13 protein-coding genes, 1 pseudogene and 2 riboswitches are annotated in these 15071 nt (G+C 66.0%); of the genes and pseudogenes, 10 read left to right on the top strand and 4 right to left on the bottom strand.

What is annotated here, in order from left to right; translation table 11 throughout:
- Positions 1–887, bottom strand: a pseudogene (locus Q8K08_RS04440) (DDE-type integrase/transposase/recombinase); the annotation flags it as partial.
- 418 nt (positions 888–1305) lie between these two features.
- Positions 1306–1492: riboswitch (cobalamin riboswitch) on the top strand.
- 41 nt (positions 1493–1533) lie between these two features.
- Here Q8K08_RS04440 and bluB point away from each other — a divergent pair.
- The 3 genes from bluB to cobD are packed head-to-tail and all read left to right on the top strand — an operon-like array spanning position 1534 to position 3993.
- Positions 1534–2214: a 5,6-dimethylbenzimidazole synthase gene (gene bluB, locus Q8K08_RS04445; protein WP_304796399.1), complete on the top strand. Its 681-nt coding sequence runs from the start codon at positions 1534–1536 to the stop codon at positions 2212–2214.
- Positions 2207–3013: a propanediol utilization protein gene (locus Q8K08_RS04450; protein WP_304796396.1), complete on the top strand. Its 807-nt coding sequence runs from the start codon at positions 2207–2209 to the stop codon at positions 3011–3013. Before bluB ends, Q8K08_RS04450 begins: the two co-directional genes overlap by 8 nt.
- A gap of 14 nt (positions 3014–3027) precedes the next feature.
- Positions 3028–3993, top strand: coding sequence for a threonine-phosphate decarboxylase CobD (gene cobD, locus Q8K08_RS04455; RefSeq protein WP_304796393.1), 966 nt, complete (start codon positions 3028–3030; stop codon positions 3991–3993).
- Here the strand turns inward: cobD and Q8K08_RS04460 are convergent.
- Positions 3990–5435 carry a cobyric acid synthase gene (locus tag Q8K08_RS04460; protein ID WP_304796390.1) on the bottom strand — a complete coding sequence of 482 codons (1446 nt, stop codon included), beginning with the start codon at positions 5433–5435 and terminating at the stop codon, positions 3990–3992. The two genes, cobD and Q8K08_RS04460, sit on opposite strands and share 4 nt — an antisense overlap.
- Before the next feature lie 4 nt (positions 5436–5439).
- Positions 5440–6093 (bottom strand): cob(I)yrinic acid a,c-diamide adenosyltransferase, encoded by a 654-nt coding sequence (gene cobO / locus Q8K08_RS04465; RefSeq protein WP_304796387.1) that lies wholly within the window; start codon positions 6091–6093, stop codon positions 5440–5442.
- Between the two features lie 43 nt (positions 6094–6136).
- A riboswitch (cobalamin riboswitch) is annotated at positions 6137–6372 on the top strand.
- Between the two features lie 89 nt (positions 6373–6461).
- Here cobO and Q8K08_RS04470 point away from each other — a divergent pair.
- The 7 genes from Q8K08_RS04470 to cobJ are packed head-to-tail and all read left to right on the top strand — an operon-like array spanning position 6462 to position 14348.
- A complete protein-coding gene (locus tag Q8K08_RS04470) occupies positions 6462–6818 on the top strand; it encodes a DUF1636 domain-containing protein (protein ID WP_304796384.1) in 357 nt (118 codons plus the stop codon).
- Position 6819: 1 nt separating this feature from the next.
- Positions 6820–7854 (top strand): cobalamin biosynthesis protein CobW, encoded by a 1035-nt coding sequence (cobW, locus tag Q8K08_RS04475; RefSeq protein ID WP_304796382.1) that lies wholly within the window; start codon positions 6820–6822, stop codon positions 7852–7854.
- 9 nt (positions 7855–7863) lie between these two features.
- Positions 7864–11100, top strand: coding sequence for a cobaltochelatase subunit CobN (gene cobN, locus Q8K08_RS04480; protein ID WP_304796379.1), 3237 nt, complete (start codon positions 7864–7866; stop codon positions 11098–11100).
- Complete coding sequence (gene cobG / locus Q8K08_RS04485; protein WP_305249313.1) at positions 11097–12227, top strand: precorrin-3B synthase; 1131 nt, start codon at positions 11097–11099, stop codon at positions 12225–12227. Before cobN ends, cobG begins: the two co-directional genes overlap by 4 nt.
- On the top strand, positions 12227–12856 hold the full coding sequence (locus tag Q8K08_RS04490; RefSeq protein ID WP_305249314.1) for a precorrin-8X methylmutase: 630 nt from the start codon (positions 12227–12229) through the stop codon (positions 12854–12856). Before cobG ends, Q8K08_RS04490 begins: the two co-directional genes overlap by 1 nt.
- Positions 12853–13611, top strand: coding sequence for a precorrin-2 C(20)-methyltransferase (locus tag Q8K08_RS04495; RefSeq protein ID WP_305249315.1), 759 nt, complete (start codon positions 12853–12855; stop codon positions 13609–13611). Before Q8K08_RS04490 ends, Q8K08_RS04495 begins: the two co-directional genes overlap by 4 nt.
- On the top strand, positions 13608–14348 hold the full coding sequence (cobJ, locus tag Q8K08_RS04500) for a precorrin-3B C(17)-methyltransferase (protein WP_305249316.1): 741 nt from the start codon (positions 13608–13610) through the stop codon (positions 14346–14348). Before Q8K08_RS04495 ends, cobJ begins: the two co-directional genes overlap by 4 nt.
- On the opposite strand, the gene Q8K08_RS04505 is transcribed toward cobJ, so the two are convergent.
- Positions 14321–15070, bottom strand: a complete 750-nt coding sequence (locus Q8K08_RS04505) for a cobalt-precorrin-6A reductase (RefSeq protein ID WP_305249367.1) — start codon at positions 15068–15070, stop codon at positions 14321–14323. The genes cobJ and Q8K08_RS04505 overlap by 28 nt on opposite strands.
- Between the last annotated feature and the right edge of the window lies 1 nt (position 15071).

Here is a 15071-nt window from a genome sequence, read left to right on the forward strand (position 1 = left end):
GCCCGCTTGTCGGACGAATAATCTCCTCTGTCCGCGATGGACCGCCCGGTCTTGCCGGGAAGGGATCTGAGCACCGTGTTCACCTTGCCCAGCAGCCGTGCGACCACGCCACCCCGGTGAACGGTTCCTTTGTTCCGGGGGCGGACGGTTATGCCGAAGTCGGCGCATCCCGTCGTGAACGTGCTACTCTGAAATTCCTTGGCGGAATCTACAACGATCTGCTTGGGGCGGCCATGCATCGCCCATGGGTGCGCAATCCCGCGTTCGGTCAGCCAGTCATCCTTGCGGCACATCGCGTGCGCAAGGCACAGTGCGACTGAAAGTCGGGAAGGGCGCTCAAGGGTGAGGCAAAAGCCGATGATTGCGCTGGTTGCCACATCGGCGGCGATGGTCAGATAGGGTCTGCCCACGAAAACACCATGGTCGTTGATCACCTCGACGAACTGAATATCGGCCGGCGTGTGATCGATCTGGACGACCTCAAGAGCGTGGGTCGCGCGGATGTACCCCGGACGCGGCTTCAGGCGGTGCAAGTGTTTGCCACCGGAAAGCCGCCGCCGCGCGATCTCCTCGGGGGAGAACACGTGCGGGATGCGCTTGGCCACGGTGACATAGGCCGGGGGCATGAACCCTTCGCTGGCACAGCGCGCACGGATTTCGTCGACGATGGGCGCGAGATCGGGTTGTTCCGGCTGCAGCCACATCTCCCGCAAGGTGTCGGCAATGATGGCTTCCACGCCGGCCGATATCCTCGCCCGCCGCCCGCCGTTCGTCGGAGGAAGAAGCGACGAGACACGGCGGTCCTCGCGATACCGGGCAAGGTGATTGTAGACCTGACGCGTCGAAAGGCGCAGTTCCGTCGCTGCCCGGCTGACAGCCTCCCGCATTGGCAAGTCCCCGTCTAGAACCCGGTCAAGTTCGCGAGCGATCCGAACCGCCTTCGACCAGGCCTCGTCTGAAGCGCGGTAAGCTGCCCGCTCCAAGGGCCGATCTTTGCTGAGCGCTGTCATGCCGCCGTGCCCTTCGAAACCTATTGAAGTCAAAAATGAAATTGAAATCGCAAAGCAGAAACCCGCACCGCTTCCAGAGGTACCTTGCGGAAATCATGTGAAAACCACGCAGTGAAATCGTGAAGGAAAAGCGACAGCCGAGCCCGAGCAACGTTTGGGTGGGGATACCTTGACCGCTTTCCTGACGAGCCTTGGTGGTGTGGCCCATATCTGGCGTTGCTCATTGCTCTCCTTCTTGCAACAACGGACCAGACACGGCTCAGGCCTGGCGTCTTGCAACTTGGTTTGTGGGTCTTTACGCTGAGTTTTGTCTGGTGCCCGTCGTCTTGGCGAGGGGATAATCGGGAACGCGGTGCAAGTCCGCGACGTGCCCAACGCTGTAAGGTGGACGGGACCACAAATGCCACTGGCCGGAAGGTTCGGGAAGGTGTGGTTCTGGTTGAAGCCAAGTCAGAAGACCGGCCAGACGAAACCGGGGCGGGCGATGGCCGGCGCAGGCCCCGTTTCTGTGCAGGGGAAGACTATGACCGCCGAACCGTTCTTGACTGATGCCGGGCCGTTTGCCGAGGCAGAGCGCGCTGCTGTATATCGCGCGATTCACACCCGCCGCGATGTGCGGCGCCAGTTTACCGACCGTCCCATCGACGACGCCACCCTGTTGCGCCTACTGACCGCAGCGCATCATGCGCCCTCTGTCGGGCTGTCGCAGCCGTGGAATTTCATCGTGATCCGGTCGGAGGCGGTAAAGCGTCAGGCGCAGACTGCATTTGCCAAGGCCAATGCCGAGGCACAGGCGATGTTTCCCGAAGACCGCCGGACGCTTTATTCGTCGCTCAAGCTGGAGGGTATTCTGGCCGCACCCCTCAGCTTGTGTATCACGTGCGATCACAGCCGGGGTGGGCCAGTGGTACTGGGCCGCACGCATCAACCACAGATGGATGTCTATTCCACCGTGTGCGCCGTGCAGAACCTTATGCTGGCGGCACGGGCAGAAGGCATCGGCGTCGGCTGGGTCAGCATCTTTGACCCCGCCGACATCCAGCACCTGCTGGACCTGCCCGATCATGTCAGCGCGGTGGCGTGGCTGTGCCTTGGCCACGTAGATGCGCTTTATTCCGAACCCGAGTTGCAGGCGAGAGGCTGGGCCCAACGGCTGCAGCTGGCCGATCTTGTCTTTGCCGATCGCTGGGGGCAGCGTGCCTAGACCGATTTCGGTGCCCTGTCATTTCGGCGAGTGGATACAGGGGCGGCTTGGACAAGTTGGCCCACTGGCGCTGATCACGCTGACGCCTGCCGGTCCGCGGGTGATTGCGCGCTGGCGTGCGGGTGTCAGGCTGGCGTGTCAGTCGATGACGCATGGCCCGATGGACCCGGCGTTGCTGGCGCGGTTTGCGCGGGCGCTTGGTGGATTGCCACCGGGTCGGACCCTGCTGCGGTTGCCTTATCCGCCTGGGCTGGGCACTGGCATGTCCACCGCCGGTCTGCTGGGGGTGGCAGCCTTTGCCGGGCGGGCGCTTGCGCCGCTGGCTCTGGCGCGGGCTTGTGTGGCCGCCGAGGGGGGCAGCGATCCGCTGATGTTCGCCCAGCCTTCACGGCTCTTGTGGGCCTCGCGTCAGGGGCGGATTCTGGCGCGATTGCCGCCGCAGCCGCACGCGCACCTGCTGGCCGGGTTCTGGGGCCCAGCACGGCCGACGCAAGCGGGCGATCTGGCCTATGCCGATGTATCGGACCTTGTGGAGCGTTGGCAGGCCGCGGCCCCGCTGGCCACCCGTGCCGCTCTTGCCAGTGAAAGTGCGGCACGCTGCGTTGCCCTTCGCGGACCTTCGGAGGACCCGACCGAACGGCTTGCGCAGGATCTGGGGGCGCTTGGGTGGATGATGTCGCATTCCGGCGCGGCGCGGGCGCTGATCTTTGCCCCGGGCGCTCTGCCGCGCCATAGTATGGCGGCATTGCGTGAGGCTGGGTTGCGAGGTGTGCATCATCTGGCCACCTTGGGCGATTGACGAGGAGCAAACATATGCGCGATCACGGCGGAAATCTGGATCAGGCGGTGGCCGTTTTCGGCACAGGCGACTGGATTGACCTGTCCACGGGTATCAACCGCCGCCCTTGGCCATTGCCCCTGCTTGACCCGGACTGTTGGCGCAGTCTGCCGACTCGCGCAGCGCAGGCGGGTTTGGTGGCGCAGGCGGCGCGCGCATGGGGTGCTTCGGATCGAGCGGCCGGAATAGCGCTTGCAGGGGCGCAGGCAGCCATTCAACTGATGCCCTTGTTGCGGCCCGCCGGGCGCGCGGCAGTGCTGGGACCAACCTATAACGAACACGCGGCGTGCCTGATACAGGCAGGCTGGGATGTTGCCAGTGTCAGCACGATAGAAGCACTGCACGGTGCCGCTCTGGCCGTGGTGGTGAACCCCAATAACCCCGACGGGCGCTGCCATACTCCGGAAGACATGCTTGCCCTGTCCCGAAAGGTTGGGTTTCTGGTGGTTGACGAAAGCTTTGGGGACATCACCCCCGGTCTTTCGCTTTTGCCACAGGCAGGGCAGGATAACCTGCTGATCCTGCGATCGTTTGGCAAGTTCTACGGGCTGGCAGGATTACGGCTTGGCTTCGCCTTTGGGGCCGATAGCGACATTGCGGCGCTGGCGCGGATGGCGGGGCCTTGGGCCGTCTCTGGCCCCGCAATCGAGATCGGACGTCAGGCGATCTCCGATACCGGCTGGGCGGATGCAATGCGCACACAGTTGGCACTAGACGCTGGCCGCGCCGATGATCTGGCCCGGGTGGCGGGCTGGAAGATAGCGGGGGGCACAACGCTGTTCCGTCTTTACGAGACGCCCGACGCACAGGCCGCGCAGCACCGGCTGGCGCGGCACAAGATCTGGAGCCGGATTTTCCCGTGGTCGGGCCGCCTGCTTCGGCTGGGCCTGCCAGGGCCAGAGCCGGAGTGGGACCGCCTTTCGCGTGCCCTGCGGCCCTAACGCGCCAACGCCAGCAGGCCCGGCACGTCCAGATGGGTTTCCAGATGGTCGGCCAGCAGGTCAAGCGTCGCCTCGACCTCGGCGCTGTGGCTGCGCCTGCTGGCTGTGACCCCCAATCCGGCAAGGTAGGCGGCGCGAAAGCCATCCGACAGGAACATGCCATGCAGATAGGTGCCCGCAATCCGCCCATCCGCGCTCTGCGCACCCTCATTGCGCCCGTCGATCCGGGCGAAGGGACGCCCCCCATCCGGACCGGCGGTGCGCCCGATATGGATTTCGTAACCTGCGATGTCTTGCCCGCTGGCCAGATGGCGACCAGTTACGCGCGACAACCGCTTGTCCGGGGTCATGACGGTCGTGACGTCCAGCAGGCCCAGACCGTCGGTCGCGCCTGCCGGGCCTTCGATCCCATCGGGGTCGGTGATGGATCGGCCCAGCATCTGATACCCGCCACAAATCCCCAGCACATTCCCGCCGCGCCGGATATGTGCGGCAAGGTCAACATCCCAGCCCTGCGCGCGCAAGAACGCCAGATCGCCACATGTCGATTTCGACCCTGGCAGGATCACCAGCCGCGCATCGCCCGGAATGGCCTGCCCCGGCTGCACCATCACCAGATTGACCCCCGGCTCTGCCTTGAGCGGATCCAGATCGTCAAAATTGGCAATGCGAGAAAAGCACAGCGCGGCAATCGTCACGCCTGTGCCTTGCGGGCCGGATGCGATGTCTTGCGCGTCTTCGGCTGGCAACAGATGCGCCTGCGGGAACCAAGGCACGACACCATAACCGCGCCAGCCGGTGCGCTCTGCCACAAAAAAGTAGCCATCGTCGAACAGGCGCGGGTCGCCGCGGAACTTGTTGATCACAAAGCCTGCGACCATCGCGGCATCGCCCGCGTCGATCACCGCCTGGGTGCCCACGATCTGCGCGATAACCCCGCCTCGGTCGATATCGCCCACAAGCACCACCGGCACGCCCGCCGCGCGCGCAAAGCCCATGTTGGCGATGTCGCCCGCGCGCAGGTTCACCTCGGCCGGGCTGCCCGCACCTTCGACGATCACCAGATCATGCGAGCCCCGCAAACGGTGGAAACTGTCCAGCACCGCCCCCATCAACTGAGGCTTTAGCGCCGCATAATCGCGCGCCCTTGCGGTCGTCAGCCGCTTGCCCTGCACGATCACCTGCGCGCCCATCTCGGACTCGGGCTTGAGCAGCACCGGGTTCATGTCGGTCACCGGCTCCAGCCTGCAGGCCATCGCCTGCAAGGCCTGCGCGCGGCCGATCTCGCCGCCATCGGCGGTGACGGCGGCGTTGTTCGACATGTTCTGCGGCTTGAACGGGGCCACGTTCAGCCCACGCCGCACCGCCGCCCGGCACAGCCCCGCCACCAGCATCGACTTGCCGACGTTCGAGCCGCAGCCCTGGATCATCAGCGCCGGCATCAGGTCAGAACTCCACTCCCGGCTGGGCCTTTATGCCCGACCGGAACGGATGTTTGACAAGAGTCATCTCGGTGACCAGATCGGCGGCCTCGATCAGCGCGTCCTTGGCGTTGCGCCCGGTCAGGCAGACATGGGTCAGAGCCGGCTTCTCATCGCGCAGGAAAGTCAACACCTCCTCAAGGTCCAGATAGTCGTAGCGCAAGGCAATGTTTATCTCGTCGAGAAGCACAAAGCGGATATCGGGGTTGCGGATCAGCTCCTTGGCCTTTTCCCACCCGGCACGGGCGGCAGCAATATCGCGGGCCTTGTCCTGGGTCTCCCAGGTAAACCCCTCGCCCATCGCGTGAAACTGGCACAGGGCGCTGAAATGCCCCTCGATCAGCCGCCGCTCGCCAGTGTCCCACGCGCCCTTGATGAACTGCACCACCGCACAGGGCATGCCATGCGCGATGAAGCGCAAGATCATGCCGAACCCGGACGAGGATTTACCCTTGCCCGCTCCGGTATGCACAATCAGCAACCCCCGTTCGCCCGATTTGCCGGCCATGATCTTGTCGCGGGCGGCCTTTTTCTTGGCCATCTTGCCGGCATGGCGGACCAGATCGTCGGTCTCGGCAGGGCTCGGGCTTGCGGCGGTCGTGTCGTTTGTGGCGGACATGGAGACGTATCCTTGTTCTTGACAGCGCAATCCTTCTGGCAGACTACGGTATGAAGGAGCTGGTGCCTGTCTTAGGACAGGTGAAAAGGGAATGCGACAGGATTTGCGGCACACCTTGCCGCAACCCCAAGCGCAGCCGCCCCCGCGACCGTGACCGGAAAGGTCTGCCCCACGTCACTGGCCGAAAGGTTTGGGAAGACGGGCAGCCCGCCGCGGCAGGCAACAGGCCCGCCTCGATATCCGCAAGCCGGGAGACCTGCCAGCCCCAGAACTGAAACGCGCGGACGGGGTGTTCCGTGACCTTCGGAGATTGGGCCAGTGCTGGCCCATGCCGCAGGCCAACCCGTGCGACACTTACGGGAGAGGCCATGACGACCGTTCTGCATGTCTGCACCACTTGTCGCGCCGGTCAGCCGGTCACTGAAGGTGAGGTCTGTCCGGGCCGCGCCTTGCATGAAGCGTTGGCTGGGTCTGATCTGCCCGACGGCGTAATGTTGCGCCCGGTCGAATGTTTGTCGGCCTGCGACCATGGCTGCGCCATGGCACTTAGCAAGCCCGGCGGCTGGTCCTATGTTTACGGCCGCATGACTGCCGCAGATGCGCCCGAGATCCTACGCGGGGCCGCGCTGTTTGCCGCTTCGGTTGACGGCATCGTGCCTTGGCGCGACCGCCCCGTGATTTTCCGCAAGCAAAGCCTTGCCCGTATCCCCCCACTGGAGGCCTGAGATGTCGGACCTGACCAAGATCCCCGTCACCGTGATCACCGGCTTTCTGGGCGCGGGCAAAACCACATTGATCCGCCAGCTGATGCAGAACCCGCAGGGCAAGCGGCTGGCCATTCTGGTCAACGAATTCGGGACGGTCGGGGTGGATGGCGATATCCTGAAATCCTGTGCCGATGAAAACTGCCCGGTGGAAAACATCGTCGAGCTGGCCAATGGCTGTATCTGCTGCACCGTGGCCGACGATTTCATCCCCACGATCGAGGCGCTGATGGCAATGCCTGTGCGCCCCGATCACATCCTCATCGAAACCTCGGGCCTTGCACTGCCGAAACCGCTTCTCAAGGCGTTCGACTGGCCCGCGATCCGGTCAAGGATCACCGTTGACGGCGTGATTGCCCTGGCCGATGCCGAGGCGGTGGCAGCCGGGCGCTTCGCCCCCGATGTGGCGGCGGTGGATGCGCAGCGTGCTGCCGATGACAGCATCGACCACGAAACCCCGCTGTCCGAGGTTTTCGAGGATCAGATCCTGTGCGCCGACCTGATCCTGCTGACCAAGGCAGATCTGGCAGGCGAGGCGGGACTGACCGCCGCCCGCGGCGCAATCGAGGCCGAGATGTCGCGCAAGGTCGCGATCCTGCCGATGACGGATGGCCGGATCGACCCGCGCCTCATCCTGGGCCTGAACGCCGCCGCCGAGGATGACATCGCCGCGCGCCCCAGCCATCACGACGGCGAGGATGACCACGAGCACGAGGATTTCGACAGCGTGGTGATCGATTTGCCCGAAATCACCGATCCCGAAGATTTGGCCCTTCGCATCCAGCGTCTGGCGCGCGATCAGCACATTCTGCGCGTCAAAGGTCATGTCGCTGTGACGGGCAAGCCGATGCGTCTGCTGGTGCAGGCCGTGGGAGAGCGGGTGCGTCACCAATATGACCGACCCTGGGGTGATGGGCCACGCCAGTCGCGGCTGGTGGTGATCGCAGAACATCACCACATCGACCCTGCCGCGATCCGCGCCGTGTTGGAGGCATAAGGACCCGCGATGCACGTCGTATTTCGCGACAGTCAGGGGTTGGACACGGCCGAGGCGCCGTTTGATCCGGCACAGGACCCGGCCGATCTGGTGGTCCTGTCGTTTTCCGACAGCGACCTTGGCGCGTTTGCGGCGGGCTGGCAGCGGGCCGGCGGCGGGCTGCCGTCATTGCGGCTGCAAAATATCGTGGCGCTGAAACATCCCGTCTCGGTCGATACCTATGTCGAACGCACGCTGTCGGGGGCAAAGGCCATCCTGATCCGCCTGATTGGCGGCGAGGCCTACTGGCCCTACGGCATCGCCTCGATTCAGGACATGGCGCGCAGGCGGGGGATCGCGCTGGCGGTGCTGCCTGCGGACGGGCGGTTGGACCCGGCGCTGGATACAGCCTCGACCCTGCCGGTCTCCACGTTGCGGCGGTTGCAGGATTTGTGTGACGCGGGCGGCGCTGTGGCAGCGCAGGCGGCGCTGGCGCAACTGGCGCTGGCAGCGGGGCTGTATGCCGGGCCGGTGCCGGGCGATAAACGGATGCCCGACATGGGGATCTATGACCCCGATCAGGGCGTGATCGCGGACCTGCCGCCGGGGCGGGTCGTGCTGGTCAGTTTCTATCGCAGTTATCTCACGGCGGCCGATATCGGCCCGATCGACGCGCTGATCCTCGGATTGCGTGCGCAGGGCGTGTCTGCGGTGGGCATCTTTGCGCCCTCGCTCAAGGCATCGGGTCTTGCCGATTGGCTGCGCCCCTTGCTGGCGCAGGCCTGTCCGCCTGCGATCATCAACGCAACTGCCTTTTCGGCGCGCGGCGATGACGGGTCCACACCGTTTGATGCGGCGGGCTGCCCGGTGTTTCAGGTGGCACTGTCTACGGCGCGCCGCCGCGACTGGGCTGGGTCGGATCGTGGCCTGTCACCGGCAGATCTTGCGATGCATGTCGTGCTGCCCGAGGTGGACGGGCGGCTGTTCGCGGGCGTTGTGTCCTTCAAGACCGTGGCCAAACGCGACGCCGATCTTCAATTCTCGCGCTTTGCCCATCGGGCGGACCTGGAACGGGTGGCTGCCGTGGTGGCGCGGGTGATGGGCTGGCTGCGACTGGCGCAAACGCCGGTTGACCAGCGCCGTCTGGCGGTGATCCTGTCCACCTATCCCGGTCGCCCGCATCAGATGGCCCATGCGGTGGGGCTGGATGCGCTGGCCTCGACCGAAGGTTTGCTGGCCGATCTGGGGGCCGAAGGCTATGGGGCGCAGCCATGCGCGCTGGCCCCAGCCTTGCAAAGCGACACGTTGGCATGGCCACTACAAGACTATCTGGCCGCGCTGGACGGTTTGCCCGACTCTTTGCGCGGTATGCTGCAAGACGCGTGGGGAGCGCCCGAAGATGACCCCACTTGCCGCGACGGCGCTTTCCATTTTGCCGCGACCAAGGCCGGGGCCGTGCTGGTTGCGCTGCAACCCGAACGTGGCGAGGTCGCCCTGCGCGACGGCGAATACCATGATCTGTCGCGCGTGCCCCGGCATGGCTATGTCGCGTTCTATCTGTGGCTGCGCGCGCAGGGCCTGCACGCGATGCTGCACATGGGAGCGCATGGAACGCTGGAATGGCTGCCGGGCAAATCGGTGGCGCTGTCCGCCGCCTGCTGGCCCGAGGCGCTGCTGGGCGATCTGCCCGTGATTTATCCCTTTATCGTCAACGATCCGGGCGAGGCCGCACAAGCCAAGCGGCGCATCGGCGCACTGACACTGGGCCATATGCCGCCGCCCCTGCGCGCCGCCGTGGTTCCCGAAGGGATGCACCGTCTGGAACGGCTCTTGGACGAATACTCCACCGCCGACGGGCTGGACCCCGGTCGCCGCGACCGCCTGATCTCCGAGATCCGCAGCGAAGCGCAGGCATCCGGCGTTGAAACGGATCTGGGCATACCAGAGGGCGCCAGCCCTGCCGAGGCGATCACCCGCATCGACCGCTTTGTCTGCGACATCAAGGAAAGCCAGTATGGTGACGGGTTGCATGTGCTTGGGCGAGGGGCTTGTGGCGCGGCGGAACGCGACGGGCTGATGCGTGCGCTGGCGGGGCTGCGGGTTGCGCCGGGACCATCCGGGTCGCCCGCGCGGGGGCGGTCTGATGTGTTGCCAACCGGGCGCAACCTGTTCGCGGTCGATCCGCGCGCGGTGCCCAGTCGCGCCGCGCAAACGCAGGGCGTCAAGCTGGCCGAGGAACTGTTGCGTCGGCATTTGCAGGATCACGGCGACTGGCCACGTGGGCTGGTGGTCGATCTGTGGGGCAGCGCCACCATGCGCACCGCTGGCGAGGAATTTGCCATGGCGCTGCATCTGGCCGGGCTGGCCCCGGTCTGGGACGCAGGGTCGGCACGTGTGTCGGGTGTCGAGGTCGTGCCGCTGGCCCTGCTGGGCCGCCCGCGCATCGACGTGACCTTGCGGGTGTCTGGCCTGTTCCGGGATGTGTTTCCCGGGCTGGCGACGCTGTTTGAAACCGGAGCCAGGATGCTGGCCGAGCGTGACGAGGCCCTTGCGGATAACCCTTACCGCGCCGCCGCCGCACGGGTCTATGGCCCAAAACCGGGCATGTATGGGCTGGGCATGGGCACGCCCATGGACGACTTCACCGACGAGGCGCGCGCCGCAGCGGGCGAGGCGTGGATCGCGGCCTCCGCTTGGGCGATCGGCGCGGACGGGCAATCGCACAATGACCGCGCCGGGCTGGAGGCCCGCTTGCGCAGCGCGGACAGCTTCGTGCATGCTCAGGATCTGCCCGAAAGCGACGTGCTGCTGGCGGCCGATTACGCGGCGCATGAGGCAGGCTTTGCTGCTGCGCTTGCCCGGCTGGGGGCAGCGCAACCCGCACTTTATCATCTGGATGCCACCCAACCTGACCGCCCTCGTGCCCGCAGCTTGTCCGAGGAAATCGCCCGCGTGGTGCGTGCCAGGGCGGCGGATCCGGCTTGGGCCAATGGGATGATGCGCCACGGCTATCGCGGTGCCGCCGAGATTGCTGCGACCGCAGATCACATGGCGGCCTTTGCTCATCTGGCAGGCGTCGTGCCGCCGCATCTATTTGACCTGTATCACGATGCGACGCTGGGGCGCGACGATCTGGTGGCCTTTATGGCGCAGCACAACCCGCAGGCACTGGACGCCTTGCGCGATCTGTTCCGCCGTCTGGCCGAGGCCGGGCTGTGGGTGACACGGCGCAATTCCATCGCGGCGACGCTTCAGGTGCAGGCATGAACGGATTTCAGGTCCAGGGCTGGTGTCCGGGAGCGTTGCGGCCCATGGAGTCTGGCGACGGGCTGGTGGTGCGGGTGCGCCCGCCTTTGGGTCGGCTGTCCCCCGATCAGGCACGCGGGCTGGCAGCGGCGGCGCGCGCGCATGGCAACGGGCTGATCGACCTGTCTGCGCGCGGTAATGTGCAGGTGCGCGGCGTGACTGCGGCGTCGCATTCCGCATTAATCGTCGATTTGCGTGAGATGGACCTGATCGACGCCTCGCCCGAAGCCGAACAGCGGCGCAACATTGTGATCACGCCCTTTGCCGATGCGGAAACCTATCGGTTGGCGTCCGCCTTGGCCGACGCTTTGGTCCAGATGCCCCCCTTGCCGGGAAAGTTCGGTTTTGTCGTCGATAGCGGCCCGATGCCGGTGATGGGCGACATCTCGGGCGACATCCGGCTGGAACGCGCGGCGGATGGGCAGTTGCTGATCCGCTGCGACGGCGCTGCGCTGGGGGCGCCGGTGGCCGACGTGGCGGCGGCGTCTGTCGAATTGGCGCGGTGGTTCGTGGACGCAGGCGGGGTTGGCGATGGTCGGGGCCGGATGGCCGCGTTGATCGGGCGCGGCGTGCAGCCCAAGGGCGTGCTGACCGGCACGGTTGCCCCCGCCGCCAAGGCGGTGCCGCCGCAACCGGGGCTGGTGGCGCAGGGTGCGCTGGTGGCTGTGGCGTTTGGCCAGATGCGGGCCGAAACCCTTGCGGGACTGGCAGATCTTGGCCCCCTGCGGGTGACGCCCTGGCGGATGCTGCTGATCGAGGGGGTGTCTGTCATGCCCGCGCTGCCCGGTCTGATCACCGACTCCGACGATCCGATCCGGCGGGTCGAGGCCTGCTCTGGCGCCCCCGCCTGCCTGCAAGGGCGGGCTGCGGTGCGCGATCTGGCGTGGCGTTTGGCGCCTCAGGTCCCGATGGGACGCCTGCTGCATGTTTCGGGCTGTGGCAAAGGTTGCGCCCATCCTGGCCGCGCGGATGTGACCGTGGTTGCGACCGCCGTGGGGTTTGATCTGATCCTGAACGGCAGCCCCACCGACGCCGCCATGAAACGCGGCCTTGGCGCGGATGCGATTGACTTGAGGGGACTGTTCTGATGCCGCATGTCTATGAAAAGGACGGCGCGAAAATCTATGTGCAATCCTTTGCCACCATCCGGGCCGAGGCCGATCTGGCGGCCTTCACGCCCGAGGAAGAGGTGGTCGTGGTCCGCATGATCCATGCGGCGGGGATGGTCGGGCTGGAGCGGCATGTGCGATTCACGCCCGGCATGGCAATCGCGGCCCGCACCGCACTTGAACAGGGCGCGCCGATCCTGTGCGACGTCCGTATGGTCAGTGAGGGGATCACCCGCGCCCGTCTTCCCGCAGGCAATGCGGTGATCTGCACGCTGCAAGACCCAGCGGTGCCCGCGCTTGCCGTCCGCATGGGCAACACCCGCTCGGCGGCGGCAGTCGAGCTGTGGCGGCCGCACCTCGGGGGCGCGCTGGTGGCCATCGGCAACGCGCCGACCGCGCTTTTTCATCTGCTGAACATGCTGGAAGACCCCGATTGCCCGCGCCCGGCAGCGATTATCGGTTGCCCGGTGGGCTTTATCGGTGCCGCTGAATCCAAGACAGCGCTTATGGACGCCGCGCCGGTTCCTGCCGTCGTGGTTGAAGGACGGCTGGGCGGATCGGCGATCACAGTTGCCGCTGTCAATGCTTTGGCGAGTCGCAAGGAATGACCATTACCATGCCAACAGGCCGCATCATCTGTGCCGGGCTTGGCCCCGGCGACCCGGACCTGATCTCGGTCCGCTCTGATCGGGTGATCCGGTCCGCGCAGCACGTGGCCTATTTCCGCAAGGCCGGGCGACAGGGTCAGGCGCGGCGGATCGTGGACGGCATGCTGGCGCAGACGGCCCGCGAATACCCGATGGAATACCCGGTCACCACCGAAATTCCCTTTGACAGCCCCGACTATAACCGTCTGCTGTCGGCCTTTTATGACGATTGGGCCGACCGGCTCCGCGGTTTGGCCATGGCCGGGCACGAGGTGGTGGTCCTGTGCGAAGGCGATCCGTTCTTTTACGGGTCCTTCATGCATCTTTACATCCGCCTGCGCGATGTTGTGCCAGTCGAGGTGATCCCCGGCATTCCCGGCATGGTGGGCTGTTGGAACGCGACCGGCGTGCCCATAACCTGGGGCGACGATGTGCTGACAGTGCTGATGGGCACGCTGCCCGAAGAAGATCTGCTGCGCCACATGCAGACCTCTGATGCGCTGGCGATCATGAAGACCGGGCGCAACCTTCCTCGGGTGCGGCGCGCCCTTCAGGCGGCGGGCCGGTTGCAGGACGCCTGGCTGATCGAGCGCGGCACGATGCCGGGCCAGCGGATGGCGCGGCTGGCCGATGTGGATGCCGCCGATTGCCCGTATTTCGCGATCGTGCTGGTGCATGGCCACGGCCGCCGCCCGGTCGCCGGGGGTGACGAATGAGTGGCGGCTGGATTGCCGTTGCCGGCCTCGGCCCGGGTGCCGCGGGCCTCGTCACGCCCGAGGTAACAGCGGCGCTGGATCAGGCGACCGATGTGGTGGGCTATATCCCTTATGTTGCGCGCATCGTCCCGCGGGCGGGGCTTACGGTGCATGCCTCTGACAACCGGGTGGAGCTTGACCGCGCCCAGCACGCGCTGGATCTTGCAGCGGCAGGCGCGCGGGTGGTGATCGTGTCGTCAGGCGATCCTGGGGTATTTGCGATGGCATCTGCCCTGTTCGAGGCGCTGGAGGCGCGCCCCGATCGCCGCGATACCGATATCCGCATCCTGCCCGGTATCACGGCGATGTTGGCGGCGGCGGCGCGGGCGGGCGCTCCCTTGGGGCATGATTTCTGTGCCATCAACCTGAGCGACAACCTCAAACCCTTTGCCGAGGTTGAACGCCGCCTGCGCCATGCCGCTCGGGGTGGCTTTGCCATGGCCTTCTACAACCCGCGATCCGCCTCGCGACCGCACCAGTTCGGTCAGGTCTTGCGCATCCTGCGCGAGGAATGTGAACCCGGTCGGCTCGTCCTGTTTGCCCGCGCGGTCAGCACGCCGGATGAAACCCTGACCTGCGTCACCCTTGCCGAAGCCGAGGCCGAGATGGCCGACATGCGCACGGTGGTGATCGTCGGCAATCAGGCCACCCGGCGCGTCGGGCGCTGGATCTATACGCCGCGCTCGGTGTCTGCATGACCCAACCAGATCATCACATCGTCGATCGTGGCGACCACCTCGCGCGCTGGCAAGGCGGGCCGGTCGATCAGGATGACCGGCACGCCCCGCGCACGGGCGGCGGTCAGCTTTGCCTCGGCCCCCATCCCACCTGCGTTCTTTGCCACGATATGGGTGATGGCATGATCGTGCAGCAGGGCGCCATCGGCTGCCACGTCGAACGGGCCGCGCGCGATCACGATGGTGGTGAGCTTCAACGGCAGTGGCCCTGTCGGCGGATCGACCAGCCGCAGCAGGTAATGATGCTGCGGTTTGGCGGCAAAGGGGGCAAGGGTCTGCTTGCCGATGGCCAGAAACACCCGGGCGGGCGCCTTTGGCAGAGCGTCCACTGCCGCGGCCACATCAGGCACTGCGTGCCAGTCGTCGCCCGGCCCTGGCTGCCATGCGGCACGCTCCAGCCCCAAAAGGGCGACGCCGGTCTGCGCGCAGGCCATGATCGCATTCCGGCTCATCTGCGCAGCAAAGGGATGAGTGGCGTCGATCACATGGCTGATCCGGTGGTCGCGCAGCCAATCCACCAGCCCCGACACTCCGCCAAAGCCGCCGACGCGGGTAGGCAAGGGCTGCGCCACGGGGCTATCCGTGCGCCCGGCATAGGAAAACACTGCATCCAGCCCGGCACGCGCCAGGGCCTGCGCCATCAGGCTGGCTTCGGTTGTGCCGCCCAGCAGCAGGATGCGCATC

Origin of the sequence: Pseudotabrizicola sp., assembly GCF_030684215.1 — a bacterium.
GTDB lineage: Bacteria > Pseudomonadota > Alphaproteobacteria > Rhodobacterales > Rhodobacteraceae > Pseudotabrizicola.